This window comes from Bartonella mastomydis, from assembly GCF_900185775.1.
GTDB lineage: Bacteria > Pseudomonadota > Alphaproteobacteria > Rhizobiales > Rhizobiaceae > Bartonella > Bartonella elizabethae.
In genome coordinates, this window is sequence record NZ_LT883137.1 from 493982 (window position 1) to 515324 (window position 21343).

Sequence of the window (21343 nt, forward strand, 5' to 3'; positions counted from 1 at the left end):
GTTTTTTGCTTATGTTATGGCATTAAACAGAATGAAGAAGCATAAACAATTTCACGCTTCTTCATTTTATAAAATGTGTGTTTATAATAAAAAGAGCTTAATGAGCAGGAGTGGATTTGGAAGGTGGGGTTGTTTTCATAGCGTTTACAGAAAAATCAACATCAATGGTTCCTGCGTTCTCAAATGTCAATTTTGCGCTAATTTTATCACCTAGCTTGAAGGGTTGTGAAAGCCCCATAAACATAATATGATCACCACCGGGCTTGAGTGTGACTTCGCCATTTCCCGGAATTTCAATGCCATTATGCATTTTTTCCATTTTCATAATATCATTAACAACAGCCATAGTATGCATTTCTGTTGTTTTTACGCCATTTGTGGAAATAGAAACTAAACGATCTGGGGTATTGCTGTGATTAATAATATAAAAATAACCGCTACTAACTTTTGCACCTTTAGGTGTTTCGCGTACCCAAGGATTGAGAATTTCTATGTCACCAAGTTTATATTGCTGAGCACTTGCTGGTAGGGTTACACCAGCAAAAAGAAGAGCACACACGATATTTGCGATAACCCTTTTATACGGAAATAGTGCATGTATTGTATTCTTAAAGATGAGATTTGTTATTTTCTTAATAATAGATGTTACCATTGATTCACCCTCCTTCATAAGACTCACAATTTAAATTGTTTTTTTATTTTAGCAGATTTTTTATTTAAAATAAAAGCAAAGAATTACTAAAATAAAATTGATTTAATATGAGAATAGAAATCATAGAATTCTTGAATATTAAAGAAAGAAAGTCATGTTTACAAAGGCAAAACATCTCTCAACATTTCTGTGTTCATTTCACAAAAGTATTTGTAAATGCTAAAAATTTAAGACCCATCATTATTCTACTGAATAAAGATACAATACAGAAAGATCATAAACTTTATAAACTCTTAGTGTTACGACAGCTCTTGGTACTTTAAAGCGTATATACAGAGGCATGATTATATATTTTCAAATTTTAGAAGGATACATTTAAGAAAAAGCTTTTTCGGTGAATTTAAAGCACAGCTTTCAAATAGTAATGAAAGATGAGTCTATTAGAAGAAGAATTTTGTAAGAGGAGATCGATCAATGATATCGTTATCAATATGAGCATTTGGAAAAGTACCGTTTAATACTTGAAGGAGGCTCATAAAAAACAGGTTCATAAGATATGATAGCTATTTTATAGTCTTAAGGGAGGTTTATAATATTTTATGATATAAGTATTCGCCTTTAAGCGATATTTTTAAAAAGCTTTTGTGTCAGTATTTCTTACTTCATGATGAGAGATCAAGAGCGCGTGTTCAATGATTCTGTTTATTTTTATAGACAGATATGTTTGTTGAGAATTGCGGGAAAAATATATGATGATCTCAAGTCTTTCATAAATATGGTATTTATGGGTTATTAGGGTACCTATTTTAAAAGAAATTTTTTATTTTGGAGATGTTTCTCTCATTATTCTCTTGTAGCAATAAAATCCTGTTCTTATATACGAGGCAGCGAGGCTTGTTGGCGACTTGCGATTTATTATTATTTATGTTGCTTGAAGCAGGATATGGGCTTTAAGTGTTATGAGGAGCTATCTTAAAAAGATGCTTTATGAAGGTTGAGGTAGCTTGCTGAATGGAGATTATAATATGGCAAAAGTAATTGGTATTGATTTGGGGACGACGAACTCTTGTGTGGCTGTTATGGATGGCAAAAACGCAAAGGTTATCGAAAACTCAGAAGGAGCACGAACAACACCTTCCGTTGTTGCCTTTACGGATGGAGGAGAGCGGCTTGTTGGACAGCCTGCTAAACGTCAGGCAGTAACAAATCCTGAAGGGACAGTTTTTGCAGTGAAACGTTTGATAGGGCGCCGTTTTGATGACCCTATGGTTGAAAAAGATAAAGCACTTGTGCCTTATAAAATTGTTAAAGGTGACAATGGTGATGCATGGGTTGAAGAAGCGGGGAAGAAATATTCTCCATCGCAAATTTCAGCAATGATTTTGCAAAAAATGAAGGAAACAGCTGAATCTTATCTTGGTGAAAAAGTTGAACAAGCAGTTATTACTGTTCCTGCTTATTTTAATGATGCGCAACGTCAAGCGACTAAAGATGCGGGTAAAATTGCTGGGCTTGAAGTTTTACGGATTATTAATGAGCCGACTGCTGCTGCTTTAGCTTACGGTTTGGACAAAAAGGATGGAAAAACAATTGCTGTTTACGACCTTGGTGGTGGTACATTTGATATTTCAGTCCTTGAAATTGGAGATGGCGTTTTTGAAGTTAAATCAACCAATGGAGATACATTCTTAGGGGGTGAAGACTTTGATATGCGCTTGGTTGGTTATTTTGCCGATGAATTCAAAAAAGAGCAAGGTATTGATCTAAAGAATGATAAACTTGCTCTACAGCGCTTAAAAGAAGCGGCAGAAAAAGCAAAGATTGAGCTTTCTTCCTCACAGCAAACAGAAATCAATTTACCATTTATCACGGCAGATCAATCAGGTCCCAAGCACTTAACAATGAAATTGACTCGGGCAAAATTTGAATCACTCGTTGATGATTTAGTGCAGCGTACCATTGAGCCTTGTAAAGCCGCATTGAAAGATGCTGGATTAAAAGCTGGTGAGATTGACGAAGTTGTTTTAGTGGGTGGTATGACACGTATGCCTAAGATTCAGCAAGTTGTGCAGAACTTCTTTGGCAAAGATCCACACAAAGGTGTTAATCCCGATGAAGTGGTTGCAATGGGTGCTGCCATCCAAGGGGGCGTTTTACAAGGTGATGTCAAAGACGTGTTGCTGCTCGATGTAACTCCTTTATCCTTAGGGATTGAAACATTGGGGGGCGTTTTCACACGTCTCATTGAGCGCAATACCACGATCCCGACGAAAAAATCGCAAGTTTTTTCAACAGCTGATGATAACCAGAGTGCTGTAACGATTCGCGTTTTCCAAGGTGAACGGGAAATGGCGAGTGATAATAAATTATTGGCTCAATTTGATCTTGTTGGTATTCCCCCAGCACCGCGTGGTATACCGCAAATCGAAGTTACTTTTGATATTGATGCGAATGGTATTGTTAATGTTTCGGCAAAAGATAAGGGAACAGGTAAAGAGCATCAAATTCGTATTCAGGCATCAGGTGGTTTAAGTGATGCTGATATTGAAAAAATGGTACAGGATGCAGAAGAGCACGCAGCTGAGGATAAAAAACGCCGTGAAGGTGTTGAAGCCAGAAATCAAGCGGAAGCTCTTATTCATTCGACGGAAAAATCACTCAATGAATATGGTGATAAAGTATCAGCTGAAGAAAAGGGACAGATTGAAACAGCAATATCTGATTTGAAATCTGCGCTTGAAGGCAGTGATACGGAAGAAGTAACAACAAAGATGCAAAAATTAGCAGAAGTCAGTATGAAGCTTGGGCAGGCTATGTATGAAGCGTCACAAGCAGCGAGCGCTGATACTGAAACAGAGACAAAGAATGATGATGTTGTCGATGCTGATTTTGAAGAAGTTAATGATAAGAAGAAATAGTGTCAGCATGTGTGTTGATTAATTTATAAACCCGGCCTTTGAAATATAAGGCTGGGCTTTATTATGTGAGATAAGTTGCAAGTTTGTTGCTAAAAATATAAATAAAAGTGATATTATCCATAAAGGTGGATGATAGAAAAACGATCAGGAATACATGATGAAGGTTGACTATTATGAAATTCTTGGCGTGACTCGTGAATGTGATGATAAAAAATTGAAATCTGCTTTTCGTAAGTTGGCAATGCAATATCATCCTGATCGCAACGCCGGGGATAAAGAGGCAGAGCGAAAATTCAAAGAAATTGGCGAAGCCTATGAAGTTCTTAAAGATCCCCAAAAGCGTGCTGCTTATGACCGATTTGGTCATGCAGCCTTTGAAAATAGCAGTGGTCAAGGGGGAGGCAATCCTTTTAGCGGTTTTGCTTCCGCTGGTGGATTTGCTGATATTTTTGAAGATTTTTTTGGTGAGATTATGGGAGGTGCGCACCGTAAGCGTGGTGATGGTCGCGAACGTGGTGCAGATTTGAGTTATAATATGGAGGTGACCTTAGAAGAGGCATTTTCAGGAAAAACTGCAGAAATTAATATTCCTAGTTCTGTCACGTGCGATGTTTGTGAAGGTTCAGGAGCGAGAAAGGGCTCTAGTCCGCAAGTTTGTGGGACATGTCATGGATCTGGTCGAGTGCGTGCTGCACAAGGTTTTTTTTCTATAGAGAGAACATGTCCTACATGTCATGGACGTGGTGAAATGATTACAGATCCATGCCCCAAATGTCAGGGGACACGGCGCATAGAGAAAAAACGTTCATTGAGCGTGAATGTTCCAGCTGGTATTGAAGATGGGACGCGTATTCGTCTTTCTGGTGAGGGAGATGCGGGTGTTCGTGGTGGTCCCAATGGTGATCTTTATATTTTTCTTTCCGTTAAACCGCATGAATTTTTTCAGCGAGAAGGAGCAGATCTTCACTGTCGCGTTCCTATTTCAATGGTAACAGCAGCTTTAGGAGGAGAGTTTGAAGTTTCTGACCTTGATGGTGTTAAAGCACGTGTTAAGATCCCAGAAGGGACACAAAATGGACGTCAATTCCGTCTTAAAGGCAAAGGCATGCCCATGTTGCGTCGTCAGCAGGCAAGGGGTGACCTGTATATTCATATCACGATTGAGACACCACAGAAGCTCACGCAAGAGCAACGTGAACTATTGCAAAAATTTGAAAAGCTCTCAAATCACGAGAATTCACCACAATCACATGGTTTTTTTTCACGGATGAAAGAATTTTTTGAAAATATTTCCGGTTAAAATAAGTGCATGTTTTCAAAGTAAATGAGAAAACATTTTTGGAAGGTTATTTTTATTAAACTTTCGATTGTCTTATCATCTTTGAAAAGCATTCTTTTGGTTTGAAAAAAAAGAGAAACGATTACTTTAGTGTAAGCTCCTGCTGCGCAGAGTTTTTTTGCATTTTATGGATAAGTCTTACTTTTGCATGTTTATAACATTTTCAAAAGGACTTATCCATAGAAGGATGCACTGAGTGACTGATAATGTTTCCAGTGTTAACGGCATTTATTTTTTGTGCTATAAAAGATCGTCATTTAATGAGGGAATACAAGCCATGTAAGCCTCTTGTACACATGAAGTATTTTTAGAAGTGCGAGGTTATGAGGCTTGTTCGTAGAGTCTTATGTGAATAAATCACATGAGGAGTCATTAGGTGGAACCAATAAGAGTGCAGATTTTTTTTACAGACAAAATCTCTAAAAAACCTTCTTCTTTAAAGGAAAGGAAGAAGCCAAGCGCCCAAAATCCCTTTTAAAAGCTCCATCATAAAATTTTAAAATGGCAAAAACTTATCAAGTAAGACTACAAAAGCTGTTGGGCAATCTATCTTATTCCCAATAATATAACCTCTCATGATCGATTGTATAAAGTACTATTTTCATAGTCCTAACCACAGGCTGCTCTGAGATATAGGGACTTTTATTCGGATAACGCTAGCTTATGATTATAAATCAATAGTATTGTAAGTTTTATATGGTGTCCATACGCCAATTTCTTTTTTAATATGAAAGCCAATGGTTTTGATTGATTTGGAATTTGAGTATTAAAATGACAAAACATTCTCCATAACGTGCATTCATTGTAAATGATTTCATTAATATTTTTGAATGTTCAATTTTAGATAAGATGTAAAGAGCACTTTCTATGTCGGAGATATATTAATTTTATTATGATAAAAAAATTTTATTTTTATCTTACAAAATCAATGGTTGTATATATTCCTATTCATTGTTAAGTATCCATAAGGGTAAACAAATGAGTTGATTGTACAGTGTAGCTTAAAAATTTTACTCTTCAATTTTATACATCAGATCATAAAATAGTGACGTTTTTTGCGCTTATTTTGTTTAATTTTTCGCTGTTAAGTTTATTGAGGAAGTTATTTTCTTGTTTCATCTCGTTATTATTTTTTCGTAATTTGAAGGAAAATTGACGATTTTCAGGGGGATGGATAGAGTAAAGCTTTGTTTTATTGTTTTCACTTTTCCTAAATTTCACTAAGAGATAGTAAAAAGTGATGAGGAGGCTCTATTAATGGATGATGCTAAAAACAGTGCTGTGGATGTTTTGGAAAAACAAGCAGCATTTTTATCGTCTGCTTTACCTTATATGCAAAAATACGAAAATGAAACAGTCGTGGTAAAATATGGCGGTCATGCTATGGGTGATCCTGCTTTGGGGCGAGCATTTGCGCGTGATATTGCTCTATTAAAGCAATCGGGGATTAATCCTGTTGTTGTTCATGGTGGAGGACCTCAAATTGCTGAAATTTTGATGAAAATGGGGATTGAATCACGATTTGAAAACGGTTTACGGGTAACCGATGAGCGGATCGTTGAAGTGGTGGAAATGGTTTTAGCGGGTTCCATCAATAAGGAAATAGTTGCTCTTATCAATGCTGAGGGTGAATGGGCAATAGGGCTGTGTGGTAAGGATGGCAATATGGTTTTTGCCGAAAAGGCTTATAGAACTGTCATTGATCCTGATTCGCATATTGAACGTGTTCTAGATTTGGGATTTGTTGGTGAGCCTATTGAAGTTGATCGTACATTGCTGGATCTATTAGCTTGTTCTGAAATGATACCAGTTCTTGCTCCTGTGGCTCCAGGTCGGGATGGAAAAACCTATAATATTAATGCTGATATTTTTGCTGGAGCTATTGCGGGTGCATTAGAGGCCAAACGTCTTTTATTCCTCACGGATGTTCCTGGTGTTTTGGATAAACAGGGTAAACTTTTAAAAGAATTGACAGTTTCTGAAGCTGAGAAACTTATCAAAAATGGAACAATTTCAGGAGGCATGATTCCAAAAGTAGAGACTTGTGTGAAAGCCCTTCAAAATGGTGTGGAAGGTGTGGTCATTTTAAATGGAAAAACCCCTCATTCTGTTTTACTAGAGCTGTTTACCGAACAGGGAGTTGGAACGCTTATTGTTTCATAAATTGTACGGAAAATTGGAGGAGAAGGCCTTTCATGACGAATATAAAACAGTTTAAATATCCTTTATTAAGTAAACCAGAATTGGCAATATTTGCTGCAACGATATTGTGGGGGATTACATTTCTAGTGGTTCACATCGCGATGCGCTATAGTGGTCCTCTGTTTTTTGTTGGATTCCGCTTTATCGTTGCATCATTGATATGTGGAGCAATTTTTTGGCCTTCTATAAAAGGTATAACTGCTTATGAAGTTTTTGCTGGAATGGCAATTGGTTTATCCATGTTTTTGGGTTATGCTTTGCAAGCAGCTGGACTTCAAACGATTATTAGTAGTCAGTCGGCTTTTATCACAGCGCTTTACGTTCCGATGGTTCCAATCTTGCAGTGGATTGTTTTTAAAAAACCTCCCCGTTTTGCCTGTTGGGTTGGTATTGTTTTTGCTTTTATTGGGCTTGTACTTGTTTCAGGACAAAAGCCAGGAAGTTTTGATTTTTCAAAAGGCGAGATTTTGACTTTGTTAGGCGCTTTAGCGATTGCTGGAGAAGTCATACTCATCGGAATTTTTGCCAACAAGGTTGATAGTCGGCGTGTGACCATTATCCAGTTATTTTTTAGTGGTTTTTTTTCATTTTCTTGTATGCCTTTGATGGGTGAAAGCATTCCTGAATTTTCGTGGGTATGGTTTAGTATCGGTATGGGGTTAGCGTTAATGAGTGCTATTATTCAATTGGCGATGAATTGGGCACAAAAATCTATTTCCCCTACGCGTGCAACACTCATTTACGCAGGTGAACCAGTGTGGGCTGGTATCGTTGGGCGCTTGGCTGGAGAGCATTTATCTCCTTTAGCTTTATTGGGCGGTTTGCTTATTCTGATTGGGATCATTGTTGCTGAATTACAACCTTCACAATGGCGTAAAAAAAATAAAGCAATTGAAAAAATTGATTAGCGATGCACCTTTCCTATGATGATTTTATTGTATGCGTTTTTTGCCTGCAGCGTTTTCATTTAAATTGCAAAACAATAAATGATCATTATAAATCAATGTATTATCCAATAATTTGAAGAAAGTTGATGTTTTTATCTTTAATGGAGGAAGGAAGGAGTTGTATAAAAAGTACATAAAAGCTCTACGCAATAGAGCCTATTTCTAAAGTTTTAAATGTTGAGAAGAAAACTCTCTCTCCCGATATGTATTTATTTTATATAAGATTACTAGAAAAGCAAATTATTGTGTACAAATAAAAAAGCATTTCTCGCAAATTTTATCGAAAGTTTAAGTGATATATGCGTCCACCTGATATTCATACAATATATTGATTTATAATGATAATATAACATTATTCATATTGAGTTAGAACTCTGAAGACCGTAAAATTTTCTCATTTCAAATGTTTTTCATGTTAAATTAATCTAAATCATTTGCTTACACGCCGTAAGCGGGAGCCATGTGGTTAAAATTGCATAAATAAAGGTATGCCTCCTCTAAATTCTTTCAAATGTTAAGGAGCATCGCAACATTGGAGGTTGGCAAGGTGTGTGGTGGAACACGTACCGGCTTAACCAGCCGATGAGTCATCAAACAAGATGCAAAAAGATTATTTTAGTTCTTTTAGTATTTAATTTAGTAAACAAAAGCCTTATTTTTTAAGCAATGAGAAGTTCATGTTTTGAGAAGCTTTTTGGGTTAATATTCTTTTGAAAGGTTCTCGAGAGGCCATAATTGGTCTTTGCGTTTTGTGTTATTCTTTGCTAAATCGCCTTATATGACAATAGATCGTAATTATATTCGTAATTTTTCCATCGTGGCACATATTGATCACGGCAAGTCCACTTTAGCGGATCGTTTGATTCAAATGACAGGAGGGCTTGACACACGTGAGATGAAGGAACAAGTGCTTGATTCCATGGATATTGAACGTGAACGTGGAATTACTATTAAAGCACAAACAGTACGTTTACACTATAAAGCAAAGAATGGTGAAACCTATATTTTAAATCTTATGGATACACCTGGTCATGTGGATTTTGCTTATGAAGTTTCGCGGTCACTAGCAGCGTGTGAAGGTTCTCTGTTGGTGGTAGATGCGAGCCAAGGGGTGGAGGCACAAACGTTGGCAAATGTTTATCAAGCCATTGATAATTCGCATGAATTGGTTGTTGTACTCAATAAAGTTGATCTTCCAGCAGCAGAACCTGAGCGTGTTAAAGAACAAATTGAAGATGTGATAGGCATCGATACATCTGAGGCCGTAGAAATATCAGCAAAAACAGGTTTGGGTGTTCCTGATGTTTTGGAAGCAATTGTTACACAATTACCCCCTCCACGTACAGGCGATGGTGCAAGTCCCTTGAAGGCAATGTTGGTTGATAGCTGGTATGATGCATATCTTGGCGTCATCGTTTTGGTACGAGTCATTGATGGTGTGTTAAAAAAAGGTCAAACCATTCGTATGATGGGGACAGGGGCAAAATATCCTGTTGAGCGTGTTGGGGTGTTTACACCTAAAATGGTGCAGGTTGATGAATTAGGACCAGGTGAGATTGGTTTTATCACTGCTTCTATCAAAGAGGTTGCCGATACACGGGTTGGCGATACGATTACTGAAGAGCGTCGCCCTTGTGAAAATGCTTTGCCTGGTTTTAAGCCTGCGCAACCCGTTGTCTTTTGTGGACTTTTTCCAATTGATGCTGCTGATTTTGATGATTTGCGTGCAGCCATGGGCAAATTACGCTTAAATGATGCGAGTTTTTCTTTTGAAATGGAAACATCTGCAGCTTTGGGGTTTGGTTTTCGGTGTGGTTTTTTAGGACTTCTTCATCTTGAAATTATTCAAGAGCGGTTAGAACGCGAATTTAATTTGGATTTAATCGCGACAGCACCCTCGGTTGTTTATCGTATGAATATGAATGATGGTTCTGTTAAAGAGTTGCACAATCCAGCAGATATGCCTGATGTGGTTAAAATTTCTTCTATCGAAGAACCGTGGATCCGAGCGACAATCATGACTCCTGATAACTATCTTGGGTCAATTTTAGAGCTGTGCCAAGAGCGGCGTGGAATACAGGTTGGTTTATCCTATGTTGGAACGCGTGCTATGGTGACATATGATTTACCACTCAATGAAGTTGTTTTTGATTTTTATGATCGCTTAAAATCGATCTCAAAGGGGTATGCTTCTTTTGATTATCAGATGAGGGATTATGCCGAGGGGGATTTAGTTAAAATGTCTATTTTGGTGAATGGAGAACCTATTGATGCATTATCGATGCTTGTGCACCGCACGATTGCGGAAAAGCGCGGGCGTTCCATGTGTGAAAAACTAAAAGATCTTATTCCCCAGCATATGTTTCAGATTCCAATTCAAGCGGCTATTGGTGGTAAAGTTATAGCGCGTGAAACAATTCGTGCTTTGCGTAAAGATGTAACAGCAAAATGTTACGGTGGCGATGTGACGCGTAAGCGGAAACTTTTGGAAAAGCAAAAAGAAGGTAAAAAACGGATGCGCCAATTTGGAAAGGTAGAAATTCCTCAGTCAGCTTTTATTCAAGCGCTTAAAATGAATAAATAATGAAAAAAGGCGTATTTTCTCATTAGATTGCGCTTTTGCTTTTGTTGATTGGTTCAGGTTTTTAAAGAGTGTTTTTTAACGGAAATTGTGCAGTTCTCACGCTTTTAGATAGAGTATCTTTTCATTGTTTCATGTTGCTCACGTAAAACAGAATGCTTTAAACAAAATACATTCGTGTTGCATATTAGCGCGTTTGTCTTAAGAGAAATATCTTTCAATACACTCGACCTTATTTCACAATGGTGTTCGTAAGGATAATGGCTAAAGCCCCCGTGAATGCCATAAAAATCATTTGGCATGACCATCTTTACACATCATAAAGACGCGTATTACTATCATCATACTTTTTGCGCATTCAAAATGTTATGATCGCTCTTGGTGCTTGAGAGCGTTTATTAAGGACATTTTTATTCTTTTATTAAGGTGTGTTTTACCCAAATACTCTTTACGTTTGTGATGTGCAAGGAAATGAGAGCGATTAATTTAATATGCAAGGATTTGAAATAAGAGACTCCTTGTATTTGAGAGTATTGTTCAAGTTGAAAAACAATAAATGGCATTATAAATCAACATTGTGTCTCATCACGTAAAAGCTCATTAATGGATGTTTTCTCTCGTGTTTTTTGATCAACGCGTTTTACAATAACAGCACAATAAAGGTTTGGGCCTGCTTCACCATTAGGGAGTGGTTTTCCAGGAAGAGACCCCGGTATAACAACTGAATAGGCTGGTACTTCACCGATAAAAGTTTCACCTGTTGTACGATCAATAATCTTTGTAGATTTTCCAATAAAAACTCCCATTCCTAAAACAGCACCTTCACGAATAATACAGCCTTCAACAACTTCAGAGCGAGCGCCAATAAAACAATGGTCTTCAATGATTGTTGGATTTGCTTGCAGAGGTTCTAAAACGCCACCAATACCAACACCACCAGAAAGATGAACATGTTTGCCAATTTGTGCACAAGAACCAACGGTTGTCCAGGTATCAACCATTGTTCCTTCATCGACAAAAGCACCAAGATTGATAAAGGATGGCATGAGTATGACGTTTGGTGCAATATAGGCAGAATGGCGTACAATTGCTCCAGGAACGGAACGAAACCTCGCTTTTTGAAAATCATTTTCTTTCCAATCAGAAAATTTTGAAGGAACTTTATCCCACCAATATGTTCCATTGATTCCACCAGTAATAATTTGCATTGGGTTTAGCCGAAAAGAGAGTAAAACAGCTTTTTTCAACCATTGATGAACATGCCATTGTCCATTTTTTTGCCGTTCTGCAACACGGATTTCTCCTTTATCAAGAAGGTTCAATATGTGTTCGACACTCTCACGAATTTCCCCTTTTGTGGTAGTATTGATAGAATCGCGATCATCGAATGCTTTTTCGATAATGATTTCAAGTTGTGTGAGATGGGTCATGATGAGAGTTCCGTTAAACAAGTTGAAAGCTTCAAGATTTATTCTCTATGACCTACGCGAAGAAATGTTTTCAGTCAATAAAACGATGAGAAAGTAGGACATGTGCATGAAAAAAGGCTGTAAAGAAAAAAGAAAAGAAGAACAAGAAAATTGGACTCCACTTCTTCATACAAGGGAGGCTCTCCAACAGATCCATAAAGTTTCTAATTCAGCACAAATGTGTTCACCTACTTATCGTTTAGCCTATATCGATCAAGATTTTATGATGCGTCCAGAGCTGCGCTCACAACGTATTGGTCTTGAATTTTTAAAGCCGGAAATAACATTACAAGAATATAATATTCAATCAACAGTTGTTTTATTTGGTGGTGCGCGTATTCCTGAACCTGGGCAAGCAGCGTGGGCTGCAAAAAATGAAACACAAAAGAAAAATTTGCGTGCTATGTCACATCATTACGATGAAGCAAGGGAATTTGCACGTTTGTGTTCTCTCTATTCGGCGAAAACAGAATATCGTGAATTTGTGGTTGTTACGGGGGGCGGACCAGGGATCATGGAAGCAGGAAATCGTGGCGCTTGTGATGTTGGTGCCCCAACGGTTGGCTTGAATATTATTTTACCACATGAGCAAGAGCCTAATTCATATGTATCTCCGCATTTGTGTTTCAATTTTCACTATTTGGGGATGCGAAAAATGCATTTTTTAGTACGGGCAAAAGCATTAGCTATTTTCCCTGGAGGATTTGGGACTTTGGATGAGTTGTTTGAAACGTTAACCTTAATACAAACAGAACGTATGAAACAGGTACCAATTTTATTGTTTGGCAAAGAATTTTGGAGCAATGCGGTCAATTTTGAATATTTAGCTTCGCAAGGTACAATCTCTCCTACGGATGTTAATTTGGTAAAATTTGTCAATACAGCAGCAGAAGCTTTCAAAGAAATTCGTTCTTTTTACAAACTTCCTTAATTGCTCTTTAAGAAGAAACTTTGTAGAATAATTAATATTCTACTTTTGTTAAATAAAGTCCTGAAGGGGGAGCAACAACACCACAACGTTTACGGTCTTTAGCATGAAGAGCTGCTTCAAGATCTTGAGCTGTCCAACGTCCAATCCCCACTTCCATGAGGCTTCCTGCGAATGAACGGATTTGATGATGAAGAAAAGAGCGGGCTCGCGCATAAAGGAAGATTTCTTCACCTTCTCTTTGGACATCGAGGCGTTCAAGGGTTCGAATAGGGCTTTTGGCTTGGCAATGTGCTGAGCGGAAAGTTGTAAAATCATGTTGTCCTACAAGCTTTTGAGCTGCTTCATGCATAGCTTCAGCATCAAGAGGCTTTGGCAACCACCACACGCGTTTGGCATTTAAGGCTGGTGGAGAGCGACGATTGAGAATTTTAAAAAGATAATGGCGTTTGATAGCAGAAAATCGTGCATCAAAGTTATCAGGGACATTTTCTACGTTTAAGATTGAAATGGCTTCTCCCTGTTGACGTAAAAGAGCATTGAGCGCATCCCGTACAGTATATGAAGGCCAATTTTTTATGAAATCAACATGCGCAACTTGTCCCGTCGCATGCACTCCTGCATCCGTTCGTCCTGCTGTTGTTATGGTTAATTGTTCTCCACTAAAGCGAAAAATCGCTTGTTCAAGAGCTCCTTGTACCGTGTGAAGCTCTGCTTGACGCTGCCAGCCAGCATAATTTGATCCATCATATTCAAGAGTAAGTTTAAAACGGGGCATATTAAAAAACAGCAGAAATATGAGCACCTCGCAAAAAGGTTGCGCTCTCAAGGACTTTACCACCAGATCTTTGCAGATGGGTTATTTCAAGGCGCCCTTGTCCACAATGGACAATCAAAGAATTTGGTTCTATTCGACCAATTTCAAGAGAAGGACCAGTTATTAAACGACTTCCAAGAATTTTTACGCGTTCTTCTCGTCCACCGATATTCATGTTACACCAGCAACCAGGAGAGGGAGAGAGCGCACGAATATGCCTATGAATAACTTCTGCAGGTTTTGTCCAATCAATACGGGTTTCTTCCTTTTTGATTTTGGCAGCATAGGTTATATCTTCCTCTGATTGGGGGGTCAGTTTAAGTTGTCCTTTTTCCAGAGTTGATAGAGCTTCTACCATAAGTTCTGCACCAATATATGAAAGCTTGTTTGAAAGATCAGCAGTAGTGGTGCTATCAGTGATGGGAATAGAGCGTGAGAGGGCAATAGGCCCTGTATCAAGCCCTTCATCCATTTTCATAATCATCATCCCAGTTTTCTTATCCCCAGCCATAATTGCACGCTGAATAGGCGCAGCACCACGCCAGCGTGGTAAAAGCGAAGCATGGGCATTAAAACATCCAAAACGCGGTGTTTCAAGAATAGCTTTTGGTAAGAGGAGTCCATAGGCAACCACAACAGCAGCATCAACACAAAGTGCTGCAAATTGGGCTTGCTGTTCGGCTGTTTTGAGTGTTTGAGGTGTGAATACGGGAATAGATTTTTCTTCTGCTGCATTTTGCACAGGTGAGGGAATGAGTTTAAGACCACGACGTCCTGCTGGGCGAGGAGGTTGACTATAAACGGCGACAACATCATGACCCGCATCTAATAAAGCATGCAAAATGGGAACAGAAAAACTGGGTGTTCCCATAAAACTCAACCGTAATGCCATTACAAAATTGCTTCCTGAGTATTTTTTTCTTTTGCGCGTTTTTTAAATTTTCGTATCACCATATCACGTTTGATTTTTGAGATATAATCAATAAAAAGACGCCCATCTAAATGATCCATTTCATGTTGTAAGCAAGTTGCCAACAGATCATCTGCTTCAATTTCTGTCTGTTTTCCTTCACGGTTTTGATAGCGAACACGCAGACGTTTAGGGCGTTCAACTTCTGCAAAATAGTCAGGAATGGAAAGACAACCCTCTTTGTAAATATTACGTTCTTCTGAAAGCCATAAAATTTCAGGGTTGATGATAACAAACGGATTTTTCTGCTCGCCTTCAGAATTCCCAGAAACATCTATAACTAACATGCGCAGTGGTATACCAATCTGAATAGCAGCAAGACCAATGCCTTTAGCACGATACATGGTCTCCAACATATCATCTGCAAGCTTTTGGAGGGCTGCATCAACATGCTCGATAGGTTTGGATATTTCCCGTAAAATTGGATCTGGTAAAATAACTAAAGGTCTCATTGACATAAGGTACAGATTAATCAATGCTTGTGTATGGGTCAATATTGAATAACAAATTCTTACGCTTTTTTACGATGAGGGCGTTATATTACTTCTCATGTTTGATTCGTTTTTTTCTTTTATACTTGCTGATGAGTCTTTTACGAAATTGAGTGTTCTTCTTTTATTGATGCTCGTTTGCTTAGCATTTTTTATGTTAATTTATTCTCATCGAAAAAAGGCACTTTTGGAAAGTGAAGTTGCCAAGCGTGCTCGTGAGGCACAAGAGCAGATGACTATTTTGCTCAAAACACAATCTGAAATGCAAGGGCGCATGCAAACGATGGCGGAAATTTTTGGTCAACGGCAAGCTGAATTGAATAAATCACTCAGTGAGCAACTTAATGGCATGACAGCCAATATAGGTCAAACACTTCAGGTACAGACCAAATCTACTTATGAAAATTTGAATCGTTTGCAAGAGCGTTTAGCTGTGATTGATGCGGCACAAAATAATATTCAATCACTGACCGGACAAGTTGTTCAGTTGCAATCTATTTTAAGCAATAAGCAAACACGGGGGACTTTTGGTCAGGGGCGGATGGAAGCTATTATTGCCGATGCCTTACCAACAAATGCTTATGTTTTTCAGGCAGTTCTTTCCAATGGAAAGCGCCCAGATTGTCTTATTCATATGCCTAATAAAGCACCATCTCTGGTTGTGGATGCTAAATTCCCTCTGGAGGCTTGGAATGCTCTGCGTAAAGCTGCATCAGAGCAAGAGCGCCAAGAGGCAGAACGCCAATTTCGTACCGATATGGACGTCCATATCCGTGATATTGCGCAAAAATATTTAATTCCTGGAGAAACCCATGACACCGCTTTTCTTTTTGTACCGTCGGAATCGATTTTTGCAACAATTTATGAGGATTTTGAGCCATTGGTACAAAAAGCCAATAGAGCTCATGTGATTATTGTTTCACCGTCTTTATTGATGCTCTCTGTCCAAGTTGTTCAAACTATTATGAAAGATGCGCGGATGCGTGAACAAGCGCATTTAATTCAATCAGAAGTAGCAAAATTAATGGAAGATTTTGGACGAATGGATATGCGTGTTCGCGCACTACAGAAGCACTTTCACAAAGCAGGTGAAGATATAGAGGGAATTTTAATATCTTCCTCCAAAATTATGAAACGGGCAAATCGCATTGAAACTGTCGAATTAAAAGAAAATTACTCTGAATCAACAAAAATGACAACATCGGCTCAATCGCAAACATTGCGTTTGGTTGATGAAGAATAAAGCAAAGCAAGCTTCTAAACGATGATAAGTTCAGATCATGTTCTTTATTGATTGGTAATAATTTTTGAGTATCTCTATCTTGTTTTATTTCTTAAACGAGAGGAATAGGGAATATGCGACACCTTTTGTTTTTAGGGGCACTGGTGTTTCTGCTAGGGGGGTGTGCAACAACTACTCCCATCCACACAAACAATGCTTGTGCTATTCTAGCACAAAAAAATGGTTTTTTTGATAATTGGGGTAAGGCATCTCAAAGAGCAGAAATGCGTTATGGAATTCCTATGCCGATTATTCTGGCAACCATTAATATGGAGTCGAGCTTTCGTCACAATGCACGTCCTCCACGAAAAAAACTACTTGGTTTTATTCCATGGAAGCGTCGGTCGACAGCTTATGGCTATTCTCAAGCGCTTGATAGTACATGGGCAATGTATCTTCGCTCTACGGGGAGGTCTTTTGCATGGCGTACCAATTTTGCAGATGCTGCTGATTTTGTTGCTTGGTATCATCGCCAAAGTGTTCAGCGCAATGGGGTGAGGTTTGATGATGCCTATAGCCTTTATTTAAATTATCATATGGGGCATGGTGCTTATGCGCGGAGTGGTGGACATGTTAATGCTGCGCTTTCACAGGCAGCGCAGCGTATGGCAAGGATGTCTAAGCTCTATGCACAGCAATTAAAGAGATGTGGATGGCATTAGGAAAAATTTTTAAAAATCTCAATTAGGGAATTGATGGGATAAAATTGTTCAAGAGTAAAATTTCTTATGGGGTGATAAGGCAGTATCGTTTTTCCGATTATTAAAGAAACAAATTAAAATAAATTCAAGCGACAGAAAGCTTTTGCAAGACATAATCTATTTGAAGATACTCTTGGTATTTTTGTCTTCCTTAAGAAGGTATATTTATTCAAAAAATTTACAATGGATACTATCTTCCATTGAACGCCAACATTTAACTCTGGGCGAAATGACAGAAATTATTGAAGGAAATTTTTAAATTTCATTATGCGCATGATTGGCTGATTATGACATGAATATTCATTTGTTAAGCGTATAAAAGAGCAATTAAAATAAATGCAATTCAACCATCATAAAAAGGGTAAAAACATTCAATATAAAAAATGAGAAATGCATTAAACGAAAGAGCGTCGCTTCATAAAAACGTTGCTTCGTATAAAGGTATAGTTACAGCCTTCCAAAAGACTAATAGTCTTTAGTATTGTATGAAATGAAGACTTTCCATATTAATTAAAAAGTTATCTTGTTGTACGCCCCTATTGTTTAGGGGGAAGCTATATACTGCTTTCATATAATGAATATTCAAGGCAAGATTTTCTTTTAGCATGAAGTAACATTGGGAGCGGGAAAAATGTGTGATAGCGTCGCTTCGCTCCTATACCTCAACCTTGCTTATGATGTGCTAAGGAAACAATTTTCATTGATTCAATATATGAGGGTTTATGATAAGAAAAGCATACTCTGTTCGGAATTATTATTGAATAGAGGAGATAATTTAATCATGATAAATCAATATGTTCTTTAGGCATTAACATACCTCAGGAATGAGCTGGTGAACACTATTTAAGTGGGGATTTTTTTAATTGGTAGGTCATTTGATAAGATTAAAAACACTGGAAAAAAGTTTTGATTCGCTATGATCGAGAAGTATATCCTATTCTAGAGTTTTTATTTTAGGTAGCTTGCACCTGTTAACAAGATATCCATAACCAATATATTAATTTTGTGGAAATGTTGTAGCGGGGGAAATTAAAATTTTGTTTTTAAAACAATGTGTAAGATAAACAATACATTTTTTTATTTCTATGAAAAGCATAAAAAACGTCACTTACTTTCCGTTACTATGAGAGTAAAATTTCACAATCCAACAAATGATGACAAATATATTACAATGCTGAAAGAAGCGTGCACTAATGGACTAATAGTTACAGAGCACATAACCTTTTTAAATTGATCACACATTCTCTGCTATAGATTGATTCCTTAAGAGAAGAGCTGGTCCTTTTGGTGGAGCTAAGCGGGATCGAACCGCTGACCTCTTGCATGCCATGCAAGCGCTCTCCCAGCTGAGCTATAGCCCCTACAAAAACAAATTTCCCCAAAAGAACAGTCTATAATTTGAACTTTTTTAAAACGAGAAAAATTGAAGATCAAGAAGAATTTGCATTCAATGAAAAAGATGCCTTCTTTTAAGCATCATCATCATTAGAAACGCCGCCTCCAAGAATATCGGTAACGTCATCATCTTCATCGTCATCATCGTGAGATAAAAATGTATCGTCGTCATCACCGAGATCGACATCACTATCTTCCAGATCAGGAAGATCGTCATCTTTAGAACCGTCATCATCCTCTTCAAGAAGCATAAAAGCAGACTTTTCAAGTGCTGTATCAAGCTCTTCAGTATCCACTTCCTCTTCGTTGTTTGCTTCAGCTGCTGCAACCTCAAAATAAGAACGCGGATAAGAGATTCCTGTATAAGGTGACACAATAGGGTCGCGATTTAGATCGTAAAATTTTTTTCCTGTTTCTGGATCAACACGTTTCGTTCCAAGTTCCTGTTTTGCCATAAACCGTGCCTCTTTGATTAATTCTATTCCATTAAAAGATAAATTTTATGGTGCTTAATCGAAAAATAATGCCTTTGTCAAAGATAAATACACCGTTCCACGTAGATTTTTTCATGACGCCCTTTAAAGCATGTGCTAAAGGATACATAATTTCATAAAAGTTAGATAGAATTAAATAGAATTTCCATGCAAAAAGCAATCCCTATAACGGCCTATAAATCGAGTAGTCTCTCTGGAAAAATTCGAATACCAGGAGATAAATCAATCTCCCACCGCTCTCTTATACTGGGAGGGTTAGCAAATGGTGAAACATATATCCACGGATTACTTGAAAGTGCTGATGTACTCAATACAGCTGCTGCTATGAAGGCTATGGGTGCCTATATGATTAAGAAAGACGACTTCTGGATCATACGAGGAACAGGGAATGGTTGTCTCTTAGCCGCACAAAAACCTTTAGACTTTGGAAACTCTGGAACAGGTGCTCGTTTGGTTATGGGAATGGTTGGTCCCTATCATATGAAAACAACTTTTATGGGTGATGCTTCTCTCTCTAAACGTCCTATGGGACGTATCCTTGATCCACTGCGTCTTATGGGGGTGGAAATTGAAGCAACAGATGGCAATCGCCTTCCTTTAACAATTTATGGTCCCAAAATGGCTAATCCGATTCGCTATCGTGTCCCAATAGCTTCCTCTCAAGTTAAATCAGCGGTTCTCCTTGCTGGACTGAATACCGCTGGCATTACAACGGTTATTGAACCGGTTCTCACGCGTGATCATACGGAAAAAATGCTAAAAGCATTCGGTGCTAAACTTGAAATAGAAAGAGATAAAGAAGGTGCGCGTTTGATTCATCTTAATGGTTTTCCTCATCTTACTGGACAAACGATTCATATTCCCGGAGATCCTTCTTCTGCTGCTTTTCCAATTGTCGCAGCCCTTGTTGTAGAAGATTCTGATATCACCATTGAAAATGTTTTGATAAACAATTCTCGAATAGGACTTATCGAAACATTGTGGGAAATGGGTGCTCAAATTGAATTTTTGAATCAACGCCAAACAGGTGGAGAAGATGTTGCCGATCTACGGATAAAATCATCGATCTTAAAAGGTGTTACTGTGCCGAAGGAACGTGCTCCATCGATGATTGATGAATATCCTGCTTTGGCGGTTGCAGCAGCCTTTGCAGAAGGCAAAACAGTGATGCTAGGAATTGAAGAATTGCGTGTTAAAGAATCGGATCGGCTGTCTGCTGTTGCACAAGGATTAAAAATTAATTGCGTAGACTGTGAAGAAGGTCAAGATTTTCTTGTTGTTTATGGGAAAGGTTCGGCCAAAGGTTTGGGGGGTGGAAATGTTACTACACATCTTGATCATCGAATTGCGATGTGTTTTCTCATTTTTGGGCTTGCATCAGAAAAACCTGTTACCATTGATGATAAACGAATGATTGCTACGAGTTTTCCGGAATTTATTCCTTTTATAAAACAACTTGGGGGAAAAATCGCTTGAAGCCTTTTGTTATTGCCATTGATGGACCTGCAGCCTCGGGCAAAGGGACCTTAGCTCGCAAAATTGCTGCACATTATCATCTTCATCATTTGGATACAGGGCTTACTTATCGTGGTGTTGCTCATGCGCTTTTACAACAAAAATTGGCTCTTAATGATGAAAAAAATGCTATCATTTGTGCTAATGAACTTGATTTTAATAGCTTAAATTCTGCTCTCCTTTCTTCTCATGAACTTGGTGAAGCGGCTTCAAAAATAGCGATTAACCCTGCTGTACGCAAAATTCTTGTCGAAAAACAACGTAATTTTGCCAAAACTTTACCTGGAAGTGTGCTCGATGGAAGAGATATTGGGACAATCGTTTGTCCTGATGCCGATATCAAGTTTTATGTTCTAGCCAATGTTCAGATACGTGCCAAACGTCGCTACCAAGAAATTTTAGAAAAAGGGGGACAAGCAAATTATCATGAAATTCTTCGTGATCTTGAATGGCGAGACAGTCGCGATATAACGCGCAAACAAAGCCCCCTAAAACCGGCAAAAAACGCCCACTTGCTTGATACGTCAGAATTGAGTATAGAAGCAACATTTGCAATTGCATGTGCTTTTATTGATCCAATCATAAAAATGCATATAATTGGATAAATTTATTAAGGTGGCTCCCAGCCTAGCGCTAATTTTT

16 protein-coding genes and 1 tRNA gene are annotated in these 21343 nt (G+C 38.1%); 10 read left to right on the forward strand and 7 right to left on the reverse strand.

Features of this window, described 5'->3' with window-relative positions; all coding sequences use genetic code 11:
- Positions 1-97: 97 nt before the first annotated feature.
- Complete coding sequence (locus tag FJG96_RS02845) at positions 98-652, reverse strand: copper chaperone PCu(A)C (protein WP_139412645.1); 555 nt, start codon at positions 650-652, stop codon at positions 98-100.
- A 1025-nt stretch (positions 653-1677) separates the two neighbouring features.
- Here FJG96_RS02845 and dnaK point away from each other — a divergent pair.
- From dnaK to lepA, 5 genes are all read left to right on the forward strand, one after another.
- Entirely contained in the window at positions 1678-3570 is a 1893-nt protein-coding gene (dnaK, locus tag FJG96_RS02850; RefSeq protein WP_139412646.1) for a molecular chaperone DnaK, read from the forward strand.
- 157 nt (positions 3571-3727) lie between these two features.
- Positions 3728-4870, forward strand: a complete 1143-nt coding sequence (gene dnaJ / locus FJG96_RS02855) for a molecular chaperone DnaJ (protein WP_139412730.1) — start codon at positions 3728-3730, stop codon at positions 4868-4870.
- Positions 4871-6166: 1296 nt separating this feature from the next.
- Positions 6167-7072, forward strand: a complete 906-nt coding sequence (argB, locus tag FJG96_RS02860; protein ID WP_012230379.1) for an acetylglutamate kinase — start codon at positions 6167-6169, stop codon at positions 7070-7072.
- A gap of 32 nt (positions 7073-7104) precedes the next feature.
- Entirely contained in the window at positions 7105-8019 is a 915-nt protein-coding gene (locus tag FJG96_RS02865; RefSeq protein WP_139412647.1) for a DMT family transporter, read from the forward strand.
- A gap of 817 nt (positions 8020-8836) precedes the next feature.
- Positions 8837-10642: a translation elongation factor 4 gene (lepA, locus tag FJG96_RS02870; RefSeq protein ID WP_139412648.1), complete on the forward strand. Its 1806-nt coding sequence runs from the start codon at positions 8837-8839 to the stop codon at positions 10640-10642.
- 566 nt (positions 10643-11208) lie between these two features.
- Here lepA and dapD read toward each other — a convergent pair.
- A complete protein-coding gene (dapD, locus tag FJG96_RS02875; RefSeq protein ID WP_139412649.1) occupies positions 11209-12069 on the reverse strand; it encodes a 2,3,4,5-tetrahydropyridine-2,6-dicarboxylate N-succinyltransferase in 861 nt (286 codons plus the stop codon).
- Between the two features lie 106 nt (positions 12070-12175).
- Between dapD and FJG96_RS02880 the strand changes: the two genes are divergently transcribed.
- A complete protein-coding gene (locus FJG96_RS02880) occupies positions 12176-13039 on the forward strand; it encodes an LOG family protein (protein ID WP_139412650.1) in 864 nt (287 codons plus the stop codon).
- Between the two features lie 31 nt (positions 13040-13070).
- On the opposite strand, the gene truA is transcribed toward FJG96_RS02880, so the two are convergent.
- The 3 genes from truA to def are packed head-to-tail and all read right to left on the reverse strand — an operon-like array spanning position 13071 to position 15281.
- On the reverse strand, positions 13071-13814 hold the full coding sequence (gene truA / locus FJG96_RS02885) for a tRNA pseudouridine(38-40) synthase TruA (protein WP_139412651.1): 744 nt from the start codon (positions 13812-13814) through the stop codon (positions 13071-13073).
- Position 13815: 1 nt separating this feature from the next.
- Entirely contained in the window at positions 13816-14745 is a 930-nt protein-coding gene (gene fmt, locus FJG96_RS02890) for a methionyl-tRNA formyltransferase (protein WP_139412652.1), read from the reverse strand.
- The gene (gene def, locus FJG96_RS02895; RefSeq protein WP_139412653.1) at positions 14745-15281 is read right to left on the reverse strand and encodes a peptide deformylase; all 537 of its coding nucleotides are present in this window, start codon (positions 15279-15281) and stop codon (positions 14745-14747) included. The genes fmt and def overlap by 1 nt, the downstream gene beginning before the upstream one ends.
- 91 nt (positions 15282-15372) lie before the next feature.
- On the opposite strand from def, the gene FJG96_RS02900 reads away from it, so the two are divergent.
- Both FJG96_RS02900 and FJG96_RS02905 read left to right on the forward strand, forming a co-directional pair.
- Entirely contained in the window at positions 15373-16557 is a 1185-nt protein-coding gene (locus tag FJG96_RS02900) for a DNA recombination protein RmuC (RefSeq protein ID WP_139412654.1), read from the forward strand.
- Positions 16558-16670: 113 nt separating this feature from the next.
- Positions 16671-17258 carry a transglycosylase SLT domain-containing protein gene (locus FJG96_RS02905; RefSeq protein ID WP_139412655.1) on the forward strand — a complete coding sequence of 196 codons (588 nt, stop codon included), beginning with the start codon at positions 16671-16673 and terminating at the stop codon, positions 17256-17258.
- 1324 nt (positions 17259-18582) lie between these two features.
- Here FJG96_RS02905 and FJG96_RS02910 read toward each other — a convergent pair.
- Both FJG96_RS02910 and FJG96_RS02915 read right to left on the reverse strand, forming a co-directional pair.
- Positions 18583-18658, reverse strand: a tRNA-Ala gene (locus FJG96_RS02910).
- A 108-nt stretch (positions 18659-18766) separates the two neighbouring features.
- Positions 18767-19147: a TIGR02300 family protein gene (locus tag FJG96_RS02915; protein WP_100129789.1), complete on the reverse strand. Its 381-nt coding sequence runs from the start codon at positions 19145-19147 to the stop codon at positions 18767-18769.
- 186 nt (positions 19148-19333) lie between these two features.
- Here FJG96_RS02915 and aroA point away from each other — a divergent pair, with 186 nt between their 5' ends.
- Together aroA and cmk are read left to right on the forward strand one after the other, a co-directional pair.
- Positions 19334-20662, forward strand: coding sequence for a 3-phosphoshikimate 1-carboxyvinyltransferase (gene aroA / locus FJG96_RS02920; protein WP_139412656.1), 1329 nt, complete (start codon positions 19334-19336; stop codon positions 20660-20662).
- The gene (gene cmk, locus FJG96_RS02925) at positions 20659-21306 is read left to right on the forward strand and encodes a (d)CMP kinase (protein ID WP_139412657.1); all 648 of its coding nucleotides are present in this window, start codon (positions 20659-20661) and stop codon (positions 21304-21306) included. The genes aroA and cmk overlap by 4 nt, the downstream gene beginning before the upstream one ends.
- Positions 21307-21343: the final 37 nt, after the last annotated feature.

Coding starts and splice junctions, on each gene's coding strand:
- FJG96_RS02915 (WP_100129789.1), bottom strand. CDS start 19,147: ATGGCAAAACAGGAACTTGGAACGAAACGTGTTGATCCAGAAACAGGA.
- FJG96_RS02845 (WP_139412645.1), bottom strand. CDS start 652: ATGGTAACATCTATTATTAAGAAAATAACAAATCTCATCTTTAAGAAT.
- lepA (WP_139412648.1), top strand. CDS start 8,837: ATGACAATAGATCGTAATTATATTCGTAATTTTTCCATCGTGGCACAT.
- aroA (WP_139412656.1), top strand. CDS start 19,334: ATGCAAAAAGCAATCCCTATAACGGCCTATAAATCGAGTAGTCTCTCT.
- FJG96_RS02865 (WP_139412647.1), top strand. CDS start 7,105: ATGACGAATATAAAACAGTTTAAATATCCTTTATTAAGTAAACCAGAA.
- FJG96_RS02905 (WP_139412655.1), top strand. CDS start 16,671: ATGCGACACCTTTTGTTTTTAGGGGCACTGGTGTTTCTGCTAGGGGGG.
- dnaJ (WP_139412730.1), top strand. CDS start 3,728: ATGAAGGTTGACTATTATGAAATTCTTGGCGTGACTCGTGAATGTGAT.
- fmt (WP_139412652.1), bottom strand. CDS start 14,745: ATGGCATTACGGTTGAGTTTTATGGGAACACCCAGTTTTTCTGTTCCC.
- argB (WP_012230379.1), top strand. CDS start 6,167: ATGGATGATGCTAAAAACAGTGCTGTGGATGTTTTGGAAAAACAAGCA.
- dapD (WP_139412649.1), bottom strand. CDS start 12,069: ATGACCCATCTCACACAACTTGAAATCATTATCGAAAAAGCATTCGAT.
- dnaK (WP_139412646.1), top strand. CDS start 1,678: ATGGCAAAAGTAATTGGTATTGATTTGGGGACGACGAACTCTTGTGTG.
- truA (WP_139412651.1), bottom strand. CDS start 13,814: ATGCCCCGTTTTAAACTTACTCTTGAATATGATGGATCAAATTATGCT.
- def (WP_139412653.1), bottom strand. CDS start 15,281: ATGTCAATGAGACCTTTAGTTATTTTACCAGATCCAATTTTACGGGAA.
- FJG96_RS02880 (WP_139412650.1), top strand. CDS start 12,176: ATGAAAAAAGGCTGTAAAGAAAAAAGAAAAGAAGAACAAGAAAATTGG.
- FJG96_RS02900 (WP_139412654.1), top strand. CDS start 15,373: ATGTTTGATTCGTTTTTTTCTTTTATACTTGCTGATGAGTCTTTTACG.